Consider the following 19,110-nt stretch of genomic DNA (forward strand, 5'->3'; position numbering starts at 1 on the left):
CGCCGCAGCAGCGTCTGATCGAACGGGGACCGACTATAGCGGCTGTTCAGCCATAGCGCGTTTCAGGAAATGAACGTATTTCTCCGGGGCCGGTGATCCCGGATGTCCCTGCGATACGCCACTGCTCAGCACCGCGGCCGCCGCGGCATCGAGGTCCGTGTGCGGATGCACAAGCGTTATCAGAGGAGAGTAGCGCTCTAGCCACTGGTTTTTGTGTGTTTGAACGTCGAAGAGGAGAGAAGGAACGTTACAGAGGATACTGAAGATCCCCATATGATATCGCCCGCCGATGTGCAGGCGGCATTTTGAGATCGTCTCGGCAGCATATTCTATACTGGCCGTCTCAGCAAAAATGCCGCCACGGCCAATGATCTCGGCCTCATATCGTGAGAAGCGTTCAACTGCGTGCGTAAGAACGACGGGCCGAAGCTTCAGCGCCTCGCAGACCTTCAGTGCAGCCTTTAGGATTTCAACATCTTCTTCGGCATTGTTTCTGGCGCCGGTGGTTATCAGGCAACCGTCGCGTTCGGCCACAGGTGCTGGCGATATTCGGAGGAATGCGGCATCCACCAGAAATTCGATCCCGTAATGCTCCGCCGAGATTTCGTCGCGTGCGGCTACATGGCCGAGTTCGCGAAAGAGCCCTGTGAGATAGTCCGATCGTTCGCCTTCGTAGATAGGTATCGTTCCGTTCAATACAGCAAATGGCTTCCTCAGTTTCCTGGCGGTAAGAATAGGAGTGAAGAAAGTTGCAAGCCCTTCTGCCGTTGTCCGGTGGTCCAACGATCCCTCCGGCTGAAGGATCACAAAATCGGCGGCCGCTATATGGTCAACAGCGTCTTCGCCATATGCGGCAGAAAGCCGGGTTTCAATGTCCGAGAGTCCATATCCTTCAGCGGATGCGGACTTCGGGAACTCCTTTCTGAAGGCTGAGAAATTGAAACCGATGGATGTGATCTCGGCGCCCGGGAACGCATCTAGAATCTGTTGCTTGAGCCCTTGGCTTGTCAGCCGGCATCCGATATTGACCCTGAAGTCTGTGTCGTTGAACAGAGCGATCTTGATTTTCGAACCAGACACTTCTTGGTGTCGGCAGGAGCTTGCGAGCTCGTCAACGAAGCTCTCGTAATGCCGCCAAAAGCCGGATGGGTCGCCTGTCGATATCTGCTCCCGGCAAATCGTGCGAGCGTCCGAGTACCTTTTGTCTGCCACGAGGAATCCCACAGCGCGCCTGGCTCTGGAAACGTCTGCCCCGCGTCCTGTAGCTGCCAGCACCAAGTGCCTTGCAGCTCTGTCAGGATTTGAATTCCTCAGTTTTTTGGCGAACCGCCAATGAATGGCGGACTTTATCCCCTCGAACAATTTTCGTGCTTCCGATCAGGTTCAGGATAATGGCCCCTGTATAAGTGCACAAATTTCAGTCTGACATCAAGAAATTGCGACAGAGACTCGTCATTCCACGAAGATGTCCCGGCTTCGCGGTCGCGCGCCGCGCGGAGAGCGTTGCCGATCGGGCGTCCGCACGGTCATTGGCAAACTACGACGTTCACCGGGGCGCTCAGGCTCTCCGGCATGACCGCGCCGATGGTCCTTGACGGGGCGATGAATGGAGTGGCTTTCCGGGCCTAGGTCGAGCAGGTTCTCGTGCCTACGCTCACGCCGGGCGACATCGTCTTCATGGACAACCTGCCGGCCCACAAGGCAGATGGCATCCGACAAGCCATAGAAACTGCCGGCTGCACGCTGCTCTATCTCCCGCCCTACAGCCCTGACTTCAACCCGATCGAAAACGCCTTTTCAAAGCTCAAGGCGCTTCTGCGGGCAAGGGCCGAACGCTCCGTCGACGCCCTGTGGAACACCGTTGGCGACATCGGCAAACTCTTCGAACCGCAAGAGTGTGCGAACTACTTCGCAGCAGCAGGATACGACCCGGATTAAAATGGACGTGCTCTAGTTTCAATTGAAGCTACGCAGACGCGCTTCAAAAACAATTGGCCAGAATAGCAAAGTCCGCTGGCGATGCGGCCGGCGTTGAGCAAAAATTAAAACGCGCCAACGATATCGCCGCAAACAGCGGAGCCAAGGTCGAGAAATCCCTAGGTGCGCAAAGGGCTGCTGCGCAGAACCTGTCATTTCAGCTAAATGGCATCGCTACGCAGCTAGGCTCCGGCACGTCTCCGTTTAGGATTCCGGCCCACGCCGCCCGCTTGGTTCAAAATTTGGACAACCTGTCCGCCCTGCTGTGGGTGGTCTTCGATTGCCATTGTGTAGCCCGCAAGTCTTTTAGATGATGAAAAAATCAGCGGACGTTAGCGAAAGTCCTGCAGTCAACGTTGCGAACTGGATCGCCTTCCCACTCCCACTCCCATCCGCGTCGTAGAACAGCTTTCCCGTATTGGTCTCGTAGATGACGCGGTCGTATCTGTCTGTTGCCACTCCGGTTGCGTTCGCCGCAAAGAACGAGTTAGCAAGAGCCCCGGTGCTCGTTAGTTTCGTGAAGACTGCATTATCGAGCTGAATGGCATCGTCGGCGACATTAAAATCGGAGATCAGATCGATGTTCGTAGCGCTGAGGGCTGACGTGAAGACGAAGACGTCCTGGCCGCTTCCTCCAACTAGAATGTCGGCGTCGACACCACCATTTATCTTGTCATTGCCGCTCTCGCCCTTTATCGCGTCCTTACCTGCGCCGCCAGCGATATAATCATTGCCGCTGCCGCCGGTGAGCCTGTTTCTTGCTGCGTCGCCAAAAAGTCTGTCGTTGAAGCGTGAGCCAATGATGTTCTCGATCGATGTGTAAGTGTCGCCGGCAGCATCATTGGTATTCGACGCCGCATTCGAGAGACTTGCGGTCACCCCGACTGCGGCGTCAGAGTAGGACGCGGAATCCGTGCCGGTGCCTCCGTTTAGCTTATCTGCACGAGAACCGCCGATCAGGATATCATTGCCTGCCTCCCCGCGAATATCATCGGAACCTCCATCGCCCACGAGGGTATTTGCCGCCGCATTGCCTATTAGAACATTCTTGAGGGAGTTGCCCGTGGCGTTGATACTGGCCGTTCCAATGAGTGTCAGGTTCTCGATCGAGCCAGCCGCTGTGGAATGGTTAACAAGGCTCCAGGATATGCTCGACTTGACCGTATCGGTGCCCGAACCCTGGTCCGAGTGCTCGTCTACGACATCGTGCAGATTGTCGACGAAATAGGTGTCATTGCCACCCCCTCCGATCATGTGATCCCCCCCAGTCCCGCCGTTCAGAGTATCGTTTCCTGCCTTCGGTTCGAGCGGGTCCAATCCGTCACCGATCAATGTATCATTGCCTTTATATCCATAAATAACATCGTCGCCGCCAAGTCCGCTGAGCTCGTTTCCGCTGTTATTGCCCTCTACGAGGTCATTGAAGGATGTACCAACCTGAGCCGTCAAAATATAGAAGTTCTCAAATGTGATTTTCGGCGCGCCCTTGAAACTCATCTCCACGGTAACCCAGTCCGTAAGTAAGTTCTCGATAAAAATTAACTTCCCAGTTTTCTTTTGATATTCAATAGTGAAATGCTTAGTTTCCCAACTTACTAGGGTTATATCGAATGATATCTTGTCGGCAGTTTCTATGTAATTTTTCTTATCAAATTTTCTCTTTTCGGCGACGCCTGCAACGCTGCGTGTCCCATGTATACCCAGACCAATCCAGTCTTCAGCCGGGTTAAAGTCTAGAACCACGTCCTCTTCTGACTCCCCATTTTGCTGCCAAAACGGAGCGAAGGTTTCTATGAACCCATCGGAACCTGCTCCTCCCGACAGCTTGCCATGTGAGCTGTAATCCATCTGGTTGTAGGATGCGTAGATCCAATCGTTTCCATTTCCGCCGAACGCCTGATGAGACAACTCTGGGGTAGCGCTACCACCATCAGCAATGATGATGTCGTCACCATCTCCACCGTACAATTTGTTCCCAACTGCGCCGCTGTCGAGATAGTCATTGCCGGCGCCGCCGTAGACGGTCGTCGAGCCAAATGTTCCAATGAAGGTGTCGTTCAAGTTACCAAAATAGACGATCTTCATGGCTGAAGTGCCTTCGAGGTATACCTGTTCAAAAGACGAGGTGGTTACCTTATCGATGACCATGCTTGACCCGGTCGACAAGGGCCTGAAGTCCATTATCGACGATCCGGCCCTGTCGCTATGTAGAGTGAGCATGAGGGTGTCAACGCCATCCCCTCCATCGAGCGTTCGATAAGCTCCGTTGTACAGAAGCGGAACCAAGGCGACGTCGTTGCCAGTACCCATGGACACGACGTCACGATCCTCCTCGTAGTAATATAACGATTGAAATGCGAAAAAATCATCTCCGGAGCCGGCGCTAACAATGTCAGTACCTTCGCGGTCGTAGATGGCGTCGTTGCCTGCTCCAGCGAAGATGGTTGAATCAATCATGTCGTCATAAATCGTGTCGTTACCGGCGCCGGCATCGACCCAGCGGCCGTTGTAAATGACGTCATCTCCGCCGTACCCATAAACCTTGGCGTAGTACTCCTCGAATGGCTCGACATAGACATCGGATGATTGATACGAGTTGCCCCACAATTCATCGTTGCCACTCGTGCCGTGCAGGATTTTATCAACCATTGATGTGCAGCTCCCCCGGATGTCGAGATGCACGCTAGAGGCGAGTTTATGCAGAATCAAGTGATTAGTTCGGCTTTTCCCGGATTACTCGTTAAGCTTGGACCGAAACGATAGTACTGAACTGCAGCCGGGCTGCTCGCATAGTGAGTATGATGGTCGAGACAATTGGGGAAGCTTTCAGCGCGTGACCCTGCTTTGCACGGATGAGTTGGCCGTCAATGTCGGCCGTACGCAGATAGTCGACTGCGAAGACGAATACAGGATCGAGATTGTTGGAGCAGACTGCGCCCAGCTCGACCGTGTGCAGGCGCATCAGATGGTTGATGCAACTGCCTGATGAGACGGCGGGAGCGAACGGCCATGCGGTATCCGCGCCGCTGCGGCGACCATTGGCGGCTGCGATGGACACGCGCGCTGGAGGTATTTCAGGTGGCTTTTTTTCTAGCAGCAGCAAGGGTGCTGCTGCTACTACGGCGAGCACGTTCTTCTCACCTACCGCCCATTCGACGCCGCGCGGCCGTACGCGGCAACCCTGGAGCACCTGCATCGCCGCGCTGATGGCGGCACGATCCGTTGGTCCAATCTCGCAATGGCATGCAAACGCTGCAACAACAGCCGCGGCGAGCGCGATTGGCTGAGTTACGCGTCTTGGCGACGCGACGAGTTCTAAACGAACACATCTTGACGGTTCCCAATGGCTGGCGCGTTGACCACCTGCGCCCATACCAGCAGCGCGCCGGCCGGTAATTTACCTCCAGTAACTCCGCCCGTTGACGACTGCCGATCGGCCCATAACGTAGCCGATTGCGAAGGCGAGGGCGCCGACTGTGAGCGCCAACCCAGTTGCGGCGTATGGGTGATCCGGACCGGCGCTTGATGTACAGCAGGTTCAGAAGGTCGACGAGGTCGTTGGCTTGCTGCATTCCAGCGCAACTTGCTCGACCTCATTCACTTCCGCCGGCAGGCCGGTGAGTCGAACACCGTCCAATTGCCATCTGCTTCCTGACTAATCATAGCGGTTCTCTGTCATAGCTGGCTGCTTCAGTGCCGTTAGGTAAACGGTTATGATGACGGTCGATTTAGTAAAAAAACAAGATTAAATCAACGATGTATGGCGGGATAAGGGGGCTTCCGACCCTATTCGCCCGCTGAAAGTCTGTGTAGTTGCAGAAGGGAGGCGGCTGAAGGCTGAGCCGTTGGGCTCTGCCATCCAGGGTGCCGCGCATGACTGGTCAAGGCGGTCACAAGGCACTATAGAGACCCGGGGACGGCGCCAGGACACGGGCACGCCATGCGTGATTGCGGGGACGGACTATTTGAGCGTTAAGGATCGAAAAGAGCGCGAGGTCGATACTGAAACGATCGCTGGGGTCCTAAGGCGCGTCATTGCCGAAAACGGCCGCGACCATATCCGCGGATATGCCTTTGCCATTGCCTGCCTGATGGCTGTCGCTGCAACGACGGCTTTCACCGCTTGGATCAGTGAAACGGTGATCAACGAAGCTTTCGCCAACAAGCGCGGCGAGGTCGTTCTACTCGTCTGCTTCTCGATATTTGCTGCCTTTGTGCTGAGAGGCCTGGCGACCTATGGGCAAGCCGTGGCTCTATCGACAATCGGCAACAATATTGTCGCACGCTATAAGCGCCGGCTCTATACGCATCTGATGGCGTTGAGCATTGGCTTTTTCCAGGAAAAGCGCTCGGCCCACCTCACCGCCAAGATCAACCAGAACATCTCCGGCATCCGCGACGTGCTCAACATGACAGTCACCTCTGTCGCCCGCGATGTCCTGACTTTGGTCGGCCTTGTCGGCGTCATGATCAGCAAGGACTGGCTGCTCTCGCTCATCACCTTCATTGGGGCCCCTCCGTTGCTCCTCGGGCTTCGCTACATTTCCAGGCGGCTGCGTCTGGCGACGCGCGAAGCGGTCGAGGCCAACAGCCGCGTACTAGGCGCGATGCAGGAAACCATTCAGGGCATTTCCATCGTCAAAGCCTTCACGATGGAGGACGAGTTGGGCCGCAAGGTCGAGGGGATCATCAAGGGCGCGGAGAACCGCGCCAACCGCATCGCGCGCTTGAGCGAACGGACGGCGCCGTTGACGGAGACCTTTGCAGGCCTGGCAATTTCGGGCGTGCTTGCCTATGCGGCTTTCCGCACCATCTACAGCAACGTGGCCCCGGGTGCCTTGTTCGCTTTTGTAACGGCGCTTCTCTTGGCATACGACCCGGTGCGGCGCCTGGCTCGCCTGCAGGTGTCGCTGGAGCGCGCTGGCGTCAACGCCCGCATGCTTTACGAAATTCTGGACACGGTTCCGCATCAACGTGACCTACCCGGGGCTACTCAACTGGCCTTCAGCGAAGCGACCGTCGAGTTTCGAGACGTGCGGTTCTCCTACGGCAATGGCGAGGAGGTCCTCAAGGGAGTTAGTTTCCTGGCGGAAGGTGGCAAGACGACCGCGCTCGTTGGCCCGTCCGGAGCCGGCAAATCGACGATCATCAGTCTCATTCCACGCTTCTACGATCCACAATCGGGCGTGATCCTGATCGACGGGCAAGACATAGCCGCCGTCACCAAGCAGTCTCTGCGCAACGGGCTCGCCTACGTCTCACAACAAGCTTACCTCTTTGAAGGTTCTATCCGCGACAACATCCGCTACGGCCGGCCTGAAGCGACGGATGCGGAAGTAGAGGAAGCGGCCCGGCTTGCCTATGCGCATGATTTCATACTCGCGCAGCCACAGGGCTACGATACACCTGTGGGGGAACAAGGTATGACGCTATCCGGCGGCCAGCGTCAGCGTCTTTCGATCGCCCGGGCGCTCGTCCGCAACGCGCCCATTCTGCTTCTGGACGAGGCTACCTCGGCTCTTGATTCGGAGTCGGAAGCAGCTGTCCAGAAGGCACTCGATCGGGCGATGAGCGGCCGCACCGTCATTGTGATCGCTCACCGGCTTTCCACCGTCGTCAATGCCGACAAGATCGTCGTGATGAAGGAGGGGCTGGTCGTCGAAGAGGGGACGCACGAGGAACTCGCGCACCGTCCGGACGGCCTGTATGCTCGCCTCCACAACATCCAAGGTGGCTTTTTGGAATTGACTGTCGGAGCCGATGCCACTTAGCTGATATTGATGTCTCACCCGCGATCGGACGAGGCGCTGACGTTAGGTCAACAATCTCCTTGGTCAGATCGCTTCCTCATTGCGCATCCTTCTTAGAAATTACCTCGACCACCCAGCGTCGAACTTGAAGCGGGTGGGGCCGACGCATGGGAGGGAAAGGGACTGCTAATTCGAACTTCAGCGGGAAACCCTCGAGCGCTTAACGCCGGGCTTGCTGCAGCCGTGGCCATGCATAGGATGCAGATACGGAGGCATCGGCTCCAGTTTGCTGCAGTCTCGGCTTTCGATGACGGGCGGGTTCGACTATTTTCCGGCTAAGGAGTGGCCAGGCAGTGATTATATCCCATCGCCACAAGTTCATTTTCATCCACGTGCCGAAAACCGCCGGCAGCACGGTTTCTGCCTATCTCGCTCGCGAATTCGGACCATGGGACGTACAACTTGGATCCTGGAAGGATGCACTCGGAAATGGAGCCAAAGCCAATCGGCTGGCGCTAATTGCCATGTTCCGCCACCTGTCTCCACTTAAGATCGCCCAAACCCTCGTCCGCAACCACAGTGTCGATTCATTGGCCGGTGTCGCTCTCAGCCGGCGTTTTGCAGGCAGGCTCGCAGATCATTCAAGCGCAAGCGAAATCGAGGCCTTCGACCCCTCTGCCTGGAATCGATATTTCAAGTTCTGCTTCGTGCGAAACCCGTTCGAGAGGGCCGTTTCTCTTTACAATTGGCACTACAGGAAGGCCGATACCCGGCCGAGCTTCTCGCAAATGCTCTGCTTGATCGAAGCAGGTGCAGCCGAGAAGGAGCGTATTAACTGGAAGTCGTGGCAGCTCTACACCAAGAACGACGAAGTCGTTGTCGACTTCGTCGGTCGGCAGGAGCGCCTCTCGGAGGATCTACGCACTGTATGCGACCAAATCGGGCTGCCTTTTGATGAACGATTTTTGACCAGAGCGAAGGCGAACCCAAGGAGGCCGGATATTCGCAGTTATTATAAACCGGGCGATCGGGAACGCGTCGAACGGCTGTTCGGCGCCGAGATCGAATATTTCAAGTATCGTTTTCCCGACTAGCGCATTCGCCTTTCGCCGAATAGTGGAAAGGGCTCTCGCCCGTCAATCTCCCGCTGTTCGAATTAAAACCGCTGCGCACTTTTCCTCGAATTGCTCTAACCGTCGGCACCCTGCGGTTCGATTCTGTTGGCAAGAGGTTCAGGCGCGTTGGCTACCGGAGGAACTGCGCGAAAACCCCTCTTCGGACCATCGGCCACGTGACGGGCCCCTGGTCCTCCGTTTGCCGGCGGTTTGGTGGGCGCGTCGGCTGTGGCCTGTTCGACCTTTCAGGGCTCTTCCACCGCCGCCCCGAGCCCAGTTCTCCGGACCCGGCCGACGAGCTCCCCCGCATGCTGGCTTTGCCGGACGCGCGCAGCGTCAGTGCCGAGCATGGCGTACGGGCGCAAGGTCGCGGCTGAGGTCGAAGCGGTCGAGCCGGAGCAGAAGGAGCAATCGGCATGACTATCCAGCGCCGCATCGTCGATCTCGAGGCATCGGCCAAGCTTTGGAGCGAAAGCCTGTCCGCATCGCAGATTGCGAGCATATTAGTGTCACGGAACGTCGTCATCGCACGGCCTATCGCAACCGTATCAGGTTCCCACCGCGCCAGAAGCGAAGCTGGCGCTTTCGAGGCGCGAGCCGACACGTCGGCCGCCCGAGCGGGCTCTGGAGCCAAAGCCCGAACCGGAAATCCCGCCACGGCCTACGACGCCGAGCGGCTCACACACGCGAAACTTCTCCACGAACTGACGGCCGGCGAATGCTGCTGGCCTCTGAACACCAGCGGCCCGATTTGCAGGCTGTTCAGATCGCCGGCCTCGACTGGGGAATATTCGAATATTCGCCGGGCCTTAGGGGAGAGTTCACCACTCCCCGCCTAGACTGCATCTTGCCAGTTTCAGGACGGGATAATCAATGATCCTCACTGTCGAACTCGAAAATGCCGAGGACCCGGAGGTCGCTGTTTGCTTCGACTTCGAAGGGCTGGATCTGCTGATCAGCAAGCTTGAAGCATTGCGGAAGTCCGGCGATCACTCGCATCTTCTGACTCCCTCGTGGGCCGGCGACTCGCTCACTGAGGAAAAGCAAGGAGACGAGAGGTATGAACTCGTCCACCACTTGCGCCTGGTGCGGCTACCGTAGCTGATTGATGGCGAGGGCCCAGAATGTTCGTCTCGAGGTTGACTACAATCAAGTTGCTGTTTTCTCAAGTGGACTGGCGAACCCGTTAACGATTGGGAGGAGAGGCACTTAGGGCAGGGTTTTTCCTGGCGTCCCGAATCTGTCTCATTCCGCACGTTGAAAAGTGGCCCACACCTCATTGAGGTCGTCACAACCGAGCACGCCGACGCTCTCAGCCCTGGCGTGATTCGAGCGGTGGAAGTGCCTTTTGAAGTGCCTCGCAATGGGCGAATAGAGATAGCTAGCATCTCCGAATCGGCTGAGTTCAGGCTCTCCGCCGGGAAAGTACCTTTTAAGAAGCGAAATGTTCGGGTGCACAGATGGAGTAGCCTTCGCTCGACTGGTGTTCGCCCGTTCAGCGATACCGAGATTTTCTATCCTTGTCGCCGATAAGGAAACCTCACGTGATGGACCGTTGCTTAAAGAGGCTAAGCCAGCACGATGACCGGCTGACCGCCGCTGATAGTGGCAAGGCACAGATCCGGAGCTCCGGTCCATGTGACATCGTTGTCCAGGTGGTGAACTCTTCCGGCACCCACTCCATGAGCGAAGGCGTTGGCGCACGATGCTGAGAGCATGGCCGCCGCGGTCAAAGTCTAGTCCCCCTCTGCTGTGCAACGAAAGCAGCTGTGAAGCAGTTGTGGAATCTCTTCAACGGAGGGCTGGTGCTCGGCTCAATTGGGGAAGCCAGCCATGAAGTCGAGCCGTTCTAAGCCGAGGCTCCTACAAGCGGCTGCTATTATTAGCGAGGCATCTGGATCGGCATCCGTGCGCAGCCCCAGAGGATCCTTGAGCTCTCCGTGGAGTTCGAGGATCTGAACAACGTGCCGCGCTGCGCTTCGGTTGCAATTTTGAAAATCGCAGAAGTTCACAAGCAGCGTCCTTTCGACTTCTTTGTCTCTGAGATTCAGCAGATACTCCGGCGCGAGATGTATGGCGGCCGCTTTGCTTCCGGCAAAATCGATATCGCCGCCGGCCAAGATGTATTTGCGAACGACGGGTCGATAGTAATCGATCAAGCCCAGGTAGGGACACATGCCTTTGAGGGCCAACTCGCCATGGACGTCTTTGTGTTCGCTGCAGAGGTACGGCTCAATCAGTGTCGCATCGCGGTGCGCGCCGCAAGGTCCGACCACGAACAACACGGCTCCAACGTCGTCATCACCAGACCGCAATATTTGGCGCGCAAATTCGACCTCCTGTTCAGAAACAGGACCGTCGTCGACACCTTGCGCGCGATCTCGAATGCTGTTGATGTTCATGTGTTGCTGCGGCTCATTTGAACTCCGATCCACGATTTGGAGACAAGCTGGCGCCATTAGAAGGTATCAAGCAGATAGACCCGAACTGGGAAAGCGCGACCACCCTCTGACCGTCGTCTATTCGGTAGGGTGGTCGCCTTCAAGCTTTAATGCCCAGAAGGTAGCGGGCAGGAAATATCTCCCTCCTGGCAATTTAGATACGCCTTAAGTGCCTTCGTTCTGTCTGTCGTCAATTCGGTTCTGCAGGCAGCGACGAGCATAGGGTAGGCGCTACCGTCCGCACTGGCTGATGTCTGAAATGCACACTCGTTGTCGCGGAAGGAAATCCATGCCCTTTGGGCGGAGACAAGCAGCTTTTTCGTGCCGGCGTCGTCGCCAATCCGTGCCTCGATCTCCTTGAACGTCGAATTCAGTTCGTTGTCAGCCGTAGCGAACGCCTCGTCGCCTTCGGCTGCGACAGCCACAGCTCCCAACGAACCGATAAGCATCACGGCTGGGATCAATAGGATACGCATTGCAAGCTCCTCTCGTTCGACAGTTGTAGCAGCCACCGATGGTGACCGGAATAAGACGTTCGCGCAGGAGTTTAGTCAAATCAAGTCGCCAAATCTGTCCCCCTCTCGCCGGAGAGCGGATGACCGAAGTTCAACGACGGAGGCAGGGCAACTGGTAAGCCGCATGGTGCATAACCACGAACACCGGTTCGATTCCCGGGCCTGCAACCAAAGCGTCGCCGCGACCACCCTCTGACTGCCGTCTATGCTATAGGGTGATCGCCTTCGTTCCGCCCAGGGGCGGTCGGATGTCTTTCTCAACGATCCTGGGTTTGCTCGGCGGGCAGGTACACCTTGGATCCGACCCGCTCCCCATTATTCAGTGAACCTCCTATCAGCAGGTAGGCTGATATTCCGAGGACCACGAGTAGCAGAATGCTTACCGGAAGTGCCGCCGAGGCGTGGTGTTCCGGTTCTGGATAATGCCGTCCGCTCATTCGAACGTACTCCACTCTCTAGACACAGAGAGAACGTGCCAACGATGCAGAAAACCCTGCGCCGATGGTGGAACCTGGGTAACAAAGGTTGAGAAGTTTCAACACACTAGCATCATACCATGCTGGTGAGCAAATTGCCTGAGACTACAGGTGGTACGGCGCAATCTGCCGCCACAACGTTCCCGATATGTTCAGAGCTATACAGGCGCACGCAGCGCGGCTTAGTCCGCGTTATGCTGCTCCTCCCATAGCAGTTCCATGATCTCGTTCGGCGTTTCGTGAACCTGCAGCGTCACGCAGGCCCCGTGGTTGGCCGCGAAGGCAATGAGAGTGGTACGTCGCTGCCCTTCAACCCGCTGGAAGTGGACGACATTGTCCATGTTGACGAAGATCGGGCCGTTATTGTCGCGCAATTCAAGCCACATCCGTTATGTCCTCTTTGAGCGTACAGCAATCGCTAAAGTATAGCACAGGGGTGCGCCCGAATGTCGGCGTACCCGGTAACTCGCGTAGCTCGCTCTACGCAGGTGCCACTGAATGACCGACGTTTTGTGCGACGGCCGGCTTATTCAGGGCTCACCGGGCAGCTATTGCTCAGTATGCACCTTGAACTTCGGAGCGTCTCCGCCGGTCCCTTCTGCAAGGAACTCGAGCAACACCGAAATTAAGAACTCCGCGGCCTCTTTGTTCACCAAAAGGTCGATGGTGCCCAAGTCGGTCTCAAGGTTGAGGCGCCCAATCAACGGCTCTGACGAAATTGTCTGGAATTCACTGTCTAACAAGCGGTTCTCTTCCAGCTCTGACATTGTCCCCTCCTGCTTAGAACGACACGATGCGCAGGAGTTCTGTTGATTGGCAACCAAAACAAGGCCCGCGCCGCCTCTCACAGAAGCGCACCGTTGCGGGCTACTTATCGGGAAGCCAATTGAGCCGGGCTCGCTGTCCATTAAGCTGGTAGACCGCAACTCGCCAGCCCAATTCCCGAGCCGGACGGCGGCGTGGAAGGACACGCAGGCGATCACCGCCAGCTTGATTGAACGCGAAGCGTCGATGCAGATGCGTTCGGCCGCTGGCAGCCGGTGTCAAGCCCGGCACGTCCTGACATTCCCCAGCCCCGCCGCCGTAACAGGGAGCGGGGCTTCATCATTTCAGGAGATGAGCATGTACCTCTTCATCGAGTGTCGTCCCTCCGAAGCTGAAGCCCTGATGGATGCTGTTCAACTAGACGCGCAGGCTCCGGTTTGTAGATTTCAAATCCGCGTGCCGTAGATCCCGTGCTCACTTTGCGAATGAACTCCAGGTACTGTTTGGAAACATTAGGATAGAGTTCGGCAATAGTCATGACATCGCTGTCGGATGCCGGCTCCAGCGATGACAATTCGTTTTCTCGGTCAAGATCGAGCAACTGGCTGAGTTCGTTGATCATGAGATTTGAGTTTCCTCCACGCTTAAGAGGGAATGGAGCAAAGCGCTGCGACGTTGTCGAGGGAGGTAGTGCGCGTCAGCTATTGTCGCGTCTTAGAACCTTTGAGGAGGCTCCACAAAAGCCCCGAGCTTTTTACGCGGGACGACTATCGCACTCTGCGATTGTTTGCCCCTCATCGATCAGCTTCCGAAGCTGCTCCCACTCAATTAGGCTGCCCGTTATCGCGTCGTTGAACGCGACCTCAAAAACGCCTTTGTCCGAGAAACCTGCATCCAGAATTGCTACCTCATCTGCAAGCAATTCATAGACGGCGAATTCCCGTTTGACGTCCGTTGTCTTCCTCCAGCGATAATTCTTGAGCGTTTTCATGATCGTTTCCGGCTTAGCAAGACCAGCGGTTTTTAATTCGTTAATGAATACAACGCAACCTTAGGTCACACCTTCTTGTAAGTGCTTGTTTTTAAGAGTTCCTTGCAGAACTGCTCGGATGGATACCATTTTGATCACGCCGAAGACGTTCAAGGTTTGCATGGGTGGTTTCCTGAACTGTCTGCTTCCGCCCTCGCGGGGTAGGCCCGAGACCGCTGAGAGGCGGCGCTCGCACATACAGTCACTACGCGATTGCTCACGGATGGGGCTGGCAATCCGGCTTGCTGAAAGTGCCAATTGGACAAAGTGATGCCTCGCCGTCAGCACTCCAGCGCGGGCATCACGCTGCGCTCGCATACCCGTATGAAGACATTGAAGGCCGCTCGATGGCGGCCTTCCTCTAGTGTGGCGATTGCAGAACCGCGAACGTTCCACCTCGCGAGGAGCCGGGACTGCCCCAACTCTAATAGCGCCACCTAGGTTCGGGCTTGACGTTGTGAAGCAACTCGGAAGCCGTGCCGCCTGGCGCTCACCTCCTCTGGCGACGAGCGGCACAGAGCTGATAGCGCGCCAATATGGGCGTGGCCTGCACTGAACGGCGCTTTGCTGCGCGACTTCACTTTCGCCATGCGGCAGGACATCCCGGTCAAAATCATGTTCGCCGACTACGTCGCCGGCGATAAGGCAAACAAAGTAAGTGGCCACGCAGGATCAGGTCGCGCCAAGACGATAGCAGGATAGGCCGGCTAACGCAGGAGCTTTTTGAACAGGCTCTCCATCGGACTGTCTGCCTCATTGCCGGGCAGTGCAGTTCCGTTTGCCGGTTGTTCGGCGGGTGCGTCGGCCGTGGCCGGTTCCTCGTTCGAGGGTATTTCCACAGCCGCCTCGTCCGGTTTGGGCGCGCCGTCGCCGCCAATTATCTCCTCGATCGAGAGCTGCTGTTCTTCCTGTTTGAACGCCTTGTCTTTGAGCACCTTTCCAACGGCGCCGCCGAGCAGGTCCTTCACCGAGCCTCCCGAGCCGCCTCCTTTAATGAGGTCGCCGATCGGCAGCTTGTCGATCGGCAGTCCGAAACCTTTAAGCTTTGCCAATGCGGCATCGGGGTTCTTCAGCAGGTCCGAAAGGTCCGGATAGATGCGCGGTGCGGCGAAGCTGCCTTCGACCACCACGGGGACGCCGATGCCGTCGGTGGAGATCTCGGCGCCCTGACCCTGGAGAGAAGCGACGAGCCGGGGCTCGAGCCGGAAGTTCAGAGTGCGTTCGGCAAGATCGGCCGCACCGTTTCCTGTCATGCGGACCAGCGGGCCGACAAGCTTGATGTCTTCGGTGCGGGCAACGCCGCCTTCGATGGCAAAGGATGCCGCAAGCTCGGTGAATGTCGTCGCTTTGCTGCCGTCCTGCTTGAAGCCTGACGACATCAGGCTCACAAGATTGTTGTAGACGTCGGCGATGTCGATGCCGCGAATGGCGCCATCGGAAAAGGCCACATCCGCTGTGCCCTGCAGCGACTTCGCGAGCGTCCTGGTCGTGCCGCCCGCACCCGTTACGTCGAACCGGGCTTTCAATGCGCCTTCGAGATATCTGAAGCCCGCCATGTCCGTCAAAAGCGGTGCGGCCGAGGCTCCGGAAATGGAGGCCTGCAGGGCGATCGAGGGTTCGGCCCGGGAGCCGTCGGCCTTGAGGCTCGCGACAATATGGCCGCCATAGAACGGGCTTTCGGGCAGCGTCAGGCTCGCGACGCCGTCGGAGACGACGAGACTGGTGGCAACCGGTCCGGCAAAGACCTTGCCGTAGCCGAGCTTTTTGGCATTGAGCTGGACGGTTGCATCGACCGACCGGAGCGAAGAGAGATCCAGCGGAACGTCGGCAGGTTCGGCCCCTTTCGCCGCTTTTGCCTGCGGAGCGGGGGATTGCGCCCCGGCCAGGCGCGCAAGGTCCAGCTCGTCGAAGTTCAGCGCCGTCGTGATCTTCAGCGGGGCCGCAAATTCGACGGAGCCGCTGCCCGCGCCTTCGACGCCGTTCACGGATATGGTCGCCTTTTGAAAGGAAACCCTCGTCGTGCCCGCATCGACATGCCCGTTGAACGCGAGCGGACCGATGCTCTCCGCACCGCTCTGCCCGAGGCCGGCGAGGAAGGCAGAAAGGTCGGCTGTGGAAAAATCGAGTTTTCCCGCATAGGTCCCCGGCAGAGCAGCTTTGCCGTCGAGCGACAGGCTTGCGTCGGGCATTTTCACCTGAAGCTTAAGCGGGATCCCCTCGGCGGCAAGATTGCCGGCGAGAAGTGTATCGGCGGCGGGAAGTTGCATGTCGACATCGACCGGTTTGTTGCGCCATTCCAGGCGGCCGGCCACGCGCAGCGGCTTCGCGAGGCTTTCGATCCGGGCCGTGATCTTCTTCGCTTTCACCTCGCGCATCGTCTCATCGGCAATGCCCGGCAGGGTATAGGCCGCATCCCGCAGTCCGATCGTTCCCGTGAGATCGGCCGTCTTTCTGATGTCTTGCGCATCAAGGCCGCGAAAGGCAAAGCCGGCGTCGATCGTCAGGGCTCCGGAAAACGGGACGGTTTGGCCGGCGAGGGCTGAGAGCCTGGCTATGTCGAGACCCTTGCTTGCGAGGCGGCCCTGGAAGACCGGGTCGTCGGCCCTGACGTCGGTCGCGACATTGGCGGCAAGGTTGCCGGCATCGATCCCCAAATGCCCGAGCTCGGCAACCAGCTTCCCGTCCTTGAGTGCGGCCGAAAGGGAAATGTCCGACGCCGAAATTTCGCCGAGGGTCAAAGCGGCGGCGTTGAGGCTCATATCGGCATCGAAGCCGGCCAGGAACTGCAAATTCGCCGGCTTGGCCGTGTCCGCGGCCGGCGCTTCCGACTGCGACGTTCCCGGCGTGGCGTCCATGAACGGCGTCAGGTCGAGCCGGTCGGCTTCGAGATCGACGAGAAAGCGCGCACGCTCCCCGGGAACGAAGAGCGCGTTCAGGCCGAAGGCCTGTTCGCCGGCTTCCACTTCGCCGCCTCTTATCTGATAGCTGCCATTGGCGTTCAGGGTGACCTGTCCTCTTGCCTCAAAGTTGGTCAGGCCTGGCGCGGGAGCCGGGTCCGCTTCCATGGTAAGGGTGACATCGGCGGGCTGGCGCTCGAGCAGCGACCGCAGGGTCGAGATGGTGAAGCTCGTCTCGTAACTCTGCTCTCCCATGCGGGCGGATGCGGAAAGAGAGAACTCGTCATCGATGTCGGGGGCCGTGAGCGTGAGCTCGACATCGGAAACGACCTCCTCGGGGTTGGCTGCGCTTCGCCGTACGAACGTGCCGGAGGTGATGGAGACCGACTCGATTGCGCTTCGTTCAAGAAAGGCGACGAGGGCGGGAAGCGGGTCGCCGGAACCGGTCTCATCGTCGCCGCCGGCAGCCGGCGTCGCCTCGCCCGGCGCCTTCTCGTCGAGGACGACGACGGGACGGTCGAGCGCGATCTGCTTGATGTGCAGCCGGTTCGACCAGAGCGAGGAAAGCGCCACCGAACCGGCGACCTCCGCAAATTCGGCGGTGATCCCTTCCGCTTCGGCCGAGAGGGTCACGTCCTCCGCGACGACCGCAAGATAGGGAAATGCCGAAAGTTTCACAGGACCGTTGAACGCGATCGAACTGCCGGTCGCAGCCGACAATTGCCGACCGAGCTCGGCCCGCATCCAGTCGCTGGAAATCAGGCTCGGCAGAATGGCGATTGCAGTGACGGCGAGCGCGGCAACGCCCAGAAGACAAAGAATGAAGCGCCGCATCACTTTCTCCTGGTTGCGAAAGCTGTTGATTCGCTATCGTTTTCCAGAAAGCGCGATTTCGCAAATGTCTTCGCGACGCCGGCGTCAGATATTTTCCGGCGTATAGATGTCGAAAGGCAGGAAAGTCTGGCCGGGGACGCTCGAAGCACCCCGGTCGATCGCGCCGACCATCAGGTCTATCGTTTCCCGGGCCAAAGCAGGAACGGGCGTCGAGACCGCCATCAGCACCGTTTCGTCGGCAAGGGCCGCGCGCGATTCCGGCGTTAACTCGTTGACGACGGCGAGCAGCTTGCCCCCGAGCTTCTCCTCGCGGATCGCCGAGATCGCCCCCTCCATGCCGCCGCCGCAGACGTAAAAGCCCAGGAGATCCGGATGGCGCTGCAGGAGATCGAGCGTCGCCTCGTGGGTGATCTCAGGCGTGTCGAGGTTCACCATCGTGTCGAGGACCTGGAAATCGGGTGCGTTCTCGCGAAAATAGGAGCGAAAGCCGATCTCGCGGAGTTCGTGCCCATGGAAACGGTGGCTGCCGACGAAGGCCGCAACCTTTCCCGGCCGCTTGGCCGCCTTGGCGATTATCCAGGCAGCCGTCCGGCCGACTTTCTGATTGTTCAAACCGATATAGCCTTCGCGCACGCCGGCGGCGAAATCCGACAGCAGGGCGAAGACGGGGATGCCGCGCTCCTTGAGTTCCTCGATTGCCGCAGTCACGGCCGGGTAGTCGGGCGACACCAGCGCGATCGCCTGATTGCGCGCGGCGATCGTCTTCAGCTTTTCGACGATCGCGCCGGGCGTGGAGCTTGCGACGAAACCCACCTGCGCGTTGGCGCGGACATGGGTCACCGAGAGCGCCGCGTTTTCGATCTCTTTTGCCAGGGCCTTGTAGAACGACTGCTCCGGCTTTTGCAGGAGAAAGCCGAGCCGGTATTGCGGCAGATCCTCGAAGACTCTTTGGCGCAGCAGGCCGACGGCGTGATAGCCGATCGCTTTTGCCGCATCATAGACGCGGCGCGCCGTTTCCTCGCGCACCGGATGGCGGCCGTTCAGCACCCGGTCGACCGTTGCGACGCTCACGCCGGAGGCGCGGGCGAGATCCGCGATCGTCGGCCTCTTCGTCATGTCTCCTCCCTGAAACTATTCCCTCATCCTTGAGGCTGCCGTGCTGATAGGATTTGAGAGAATATATCATGACTGCATTGAGAACCGTCAGAAGTCAACCTATCCTCGGTTCATCGAATGGAGGCGCCGATCGGGAGTGGTGCCGGTTCAAAAGGCTGCAGCCGCATTGCGCTTCCTGTGCGCGGCGCTGCAGG

Annotated in this window: 16 protein-coding genes and 2 pseudogenes; 8 read left to right on the forward strand and 10 right to left on the reverse strand. The window is 58.1% G+C overall.

The window, feature by feature from the left end:
- Window positions 1–33: 33 nt before the first annotated feature.
- The gene (locus BHD07_RS23600) at window positions 34–1,362 is read right to left on the reverse strand and encodes a polysaccharide pyruvyl transferase family protein (protein ID WP_338283334.1); all 1,329 of its coding nucleotides are present in this window, start codon (window positions 1,360–1,362) and stop codon (window positions 34–36) included.
- An 82-nt stretch (window positions 1,363–1,444) separates the two neighbouring features.
- On the opposite strand from BHD07_RS23600, the pseudogene BHD07_RS23605 reads away from it, so the two are divergent.
- Window positions 1,445–1,938, forward strand: a pseudogene (locus BHD07_RS23605) (IS630 family transposase); the annotation flags it as partial.
- Between the two features lie 53 nt (window positions 1,939–1,991).
- Window positions 1,992–2,291: a hypothetical protein gene (locus BHD07_RS23610; RefSeq protein ID WP_338283335.1), complete on the forward strand. Its 300-nt coding sequence runs from the start codon at window positions 1,992–1,994 to the stop codon at window positions 2,289–2,291.
- On the opposite strand, the gene BHD07_RS23615 is transcribed toward BHD07_RS23610, so the two are convergent.
- Window positions 2,284–4,626: a calcium-binding protein gene (locus BHD07_RS23615; protein WP_338283336.1), complete on the reverse strand. Its 2,343-nt coding sequence runs from the start codon at window positions 4,624–4,626 to the stop codon at window positions 2,284–2,286. The genes BHD07_RS23610 and BHD07_RS23615 overlap by 8 nt on opposite strands.
- A 91-nt stretch (window positions 4,627–4,717) precedes the next feature.
- On the reverse strand, window positions 4,718–5,173 hold the full coding sequence (locus BHD07_RS23620) for a hypothetical protein (protein WP_338283337.1): 456 nt from the start codon (window positions 5,171–5,173) through the stop codon (window positions 4,718–4,720).
- A 21-nt stretch (window positions 5,174–5,194) separates the two neighbouring features.
- Here BHD07_RS23620 and BHD07_RS23625 point away from each other — a divergent pair, with 21 nt between their 5' ends.
- From BHD07_RS23625 to BHD07_RS23645, 6 genes and pseudogenes are all read left to right on the forward strand, one after another.
- Window positions 5,195–5,296, forward strand: coding sequence for a hypothetical protein (locus BHD07_RS23625; protein WP_338283457.1), 102 nt, complete (start codon window positions 5,195–5,197; stop codon window positions 5,294–5,296).
- Between the two features lie 646 nt (window positions 5,297–5,942).
- Complete coding sequence (locus BHD07_RS23630) at window positions 5,943–7,748, forward strand: ABC transporter ATP-binding protein (RefSeq protein ID WP_338283338.1); 1,806 nt, start codon at window positions 5,943–5,945, stop codon at window positions 7,746–7,748.
- A gap of 332 nt (window positions 7,749–8,080) precedes the next feature.
- The gene (locus BHD07_RS23635) at window positions 8,081–8,821 is read left to right on the forward strand and encodes a sulfotransferase family 2 domain-containing protein (protein ID WP_338283339.1); all 741 of its coding nucleotides are present in this window, start codon (window positions 8,081–8,083) and stop codon (window positions 8,819–8,821) included.
- An 894-nt stretch (window positions 8,822–9,715) separates the two neighbouring features.
- A complete protein-coding gene (locus BHD07_RS23640; RefSeq protein WP_338283340.1) occupies window positions 9,716–9,943 on the forward strand; it encodes an Imm32 family immunity protein in 228 nt (75 codons plus the stop codon).
- A gap of 90 nt (window positions 9,944–10,033) precedes the next feature.
- Window positions 10,034–10,375 (forward strand): annotated as a pseudogene (comJ, locus tag BHD07_RS31970) (competence protein ComJ); the annotation flags it as partial.
- 407 nt (window positions 10,376–10,782) lie between these two features.
- A complete protein-coding gene (locus tag BHD07_RS23645) occupies window positions 10,783–11,265 on the forward strand; it encodes a hypothetical protein (protein ID WP_338283341.1) in 483 nt (160 codons plus the stop codon).
- A gap of 125 nt (window positions 11,266–11,390) precedes the next feature.
- Here BHD07_RS23645 and BHD07_RS23650 read toward each other — a convergent pair whose 3' ends face one another.
- The 7 genes from BHD07_RS23650 to BHD07_RS23680 all read right to left on the reverse strand — a co-directional run bounded on the left by BHD07_RS23650 (window position 11,391) and on the right by BHD07_RS23680 (window position 18,916).
- Window positions 11,391–11,759, reverse strand: coding sequence for a lysozyme inhibitor LprI family protein (locus tag BHD07_RS23650; protein WP_338283342.1), 369 nt, complete (start codon window positions 11,757–11,759; stop codon window positions 11,391–11,393).
- 697 nt (window positions 11,760–12,456) lie between these two features.
- Window positions 12,457–12,660 carry a hypothetical protein gene (locus BHD07_RS23655; RefSeq protein ID WP_338283343.1) on the reverse strand — a complete coding sequence of 68 codons (204 nt, stop codon included), beginning with the start codon at window positions 12,658–12,660 and terminating at the stop codon, window positions 12,457–12,459.
- 162 nt (window positions 12,661–12,822) lie between these two features.
- Window positions 12,823–13,041 carry a hypothetical protein gene (locus tag BHD07_RS23660; protein WP_324764008.1) on the reverse strand — a complete coding sequence of 73 codons (219 nt, stop codon included), beginning with the start codon at window positions 13,039–13,041 and terminating at the stop codon, window positions 12,823–12,825.
- Between the two features lie 365 nt (window positions 13,042–13,406).
- Window positions 13,407–13,661 carry a hypothetical protein gene (locus tag BHD07_RS23665; protein WP_338283344.1) on the reverse strand — a complete coding sequence of 85 codons (255 nt, stop codon included), beginning with the start codon at window positions 13,659–13,661 and terminating at the stop codon, window positions 13,407–13,409.
- Window positions 13,662–13,793: 132 nt separating this feature from the next.
- Complete coding sequence (locus BHD07_RS23670) at window positions 13,794–14,030, reverse strand: hypothetical protein (RefSeq protein WP_338283345.1); 237 nt, start codon at window positions 14,028–14,030, stop codon at window positions 13,794–13,796.
- Window positions 14,031–14,776: 746 nt separating this feature from the next.
- On the reverse strand, window positions 14,777–17,800 hold the full coding sequence (locus BHD07_RS23675) for an AsmA family protein (protein WP_338283346.1): 3,024 nt from the start codon (window positions 17,798–17,800) through the stop codon (window positions 14,777–14,779).
- A gap of 84 nt (window positions 17,801–17,884) precedes the next feature.
- Window positions 17,885–18,916 (reverse strand): LacI family DNA-binding transcriptional regulator, encoded by a 1,032-nt coding sequence (locus BHD07_RS23680; RefSeq protein ID WP_338283347.1) that lies wholly within the window; start codon window positions 18,914–18,916, stop codon window positions 17,885–17,887.
- Between the last annotated feature and the right edge of the window lie 194 nt (window positions 18,917–19,110).

Origin of the sequence: Sinorhizobium sp. KGO-5 (assembly GCF_036245905.1) — a bacterium.
Lineage (GTDB): Bacteria > Pseudomonadota > Alphaproteobacteria > Rhizobiales > Rhizobiaceae > Sinorhizobium > Sinorhizobium meliloti_A.

What these genes read in the sequence shown, in the direction of transcription:
- BHD07_RS23615 (WP_338283336.1), bottom strand. Translation starts at nt 4,626, where the DNA reads ATGGTTGATAAAATCCTGCACGGCACGAGTGGCAACGATGAATTGTGG.
- BHD07_RS23620 (WP_338283337.1), bottom strand. Translation starts at nt 5,173, where the DNA reads ATGCAGGTGCTCCAGGGTTGCCGCGTACGGCCGCGCGGCGTCGAATGG.
- BHD07_RS23640 (WP_338283340.1), top strand. Translation starts at nt 9,716, where the DNA reads ATGATCCTCACTGTCGAACTCGAAAATGCCGAGGACCCGGAGGTCGCT.
- BHD07_RS23650 (WP_338283342.1), bottom strand. Translation starts at nt 11,759, where the DNA reads ATGCGTATCCTATTGATCCCAGCCGTGATGCTTATCGGTTCGTTGGGA.
- BHD07_RS23655 (WP_338283343.1), bottom strand. Translation starts at nt 12,660, where the DNA reads ATGTGGCTTGAATTGCGCGACAATAACGGCCCGATCTTCGTCAACATG.
- BHD07_RS23660 (WP_324764008.1), bottom strand. Translation starts at nt 13,041, where the DNA reads ATGTCAGAGCTGGAAGAGAACCGCTTGTTAGACAGTGAATTCCAGACA.
- BHD07_RS23665 (WP_338283344.1), bottom strand. Translation starts at nt 13,661, where the DNA reads ATGATCAACGAACTCAGCCAGTTGCTCGATCTTGACCGAGAAAACGAA.
- BHD07_RS23670 (WP_338283345.1), bottom strand. Translation starts at nt 14,030, where the DNA reads ATGAAAACGCTCAAGAATTATCGCTGGAGGAAGACAACGGACGTCAAA.
- BHD07_RS23675 (WP_338283346.1), bottom strand. Translation starts at nt 17,800, where the DNA reads ATGCGGCGCTTCATTCTTTGTCTTCTGGGCGTTGCCGCGCTCGCCGTC.
- BHD07_RS23680 (WP_338283347.1), bottom strand. Translation starts at nt 18,916, where the DNA reads ATGACGAAGAGGCCGACGATCGCGGATCTCGCCCGCGCCTCCGGCGTG.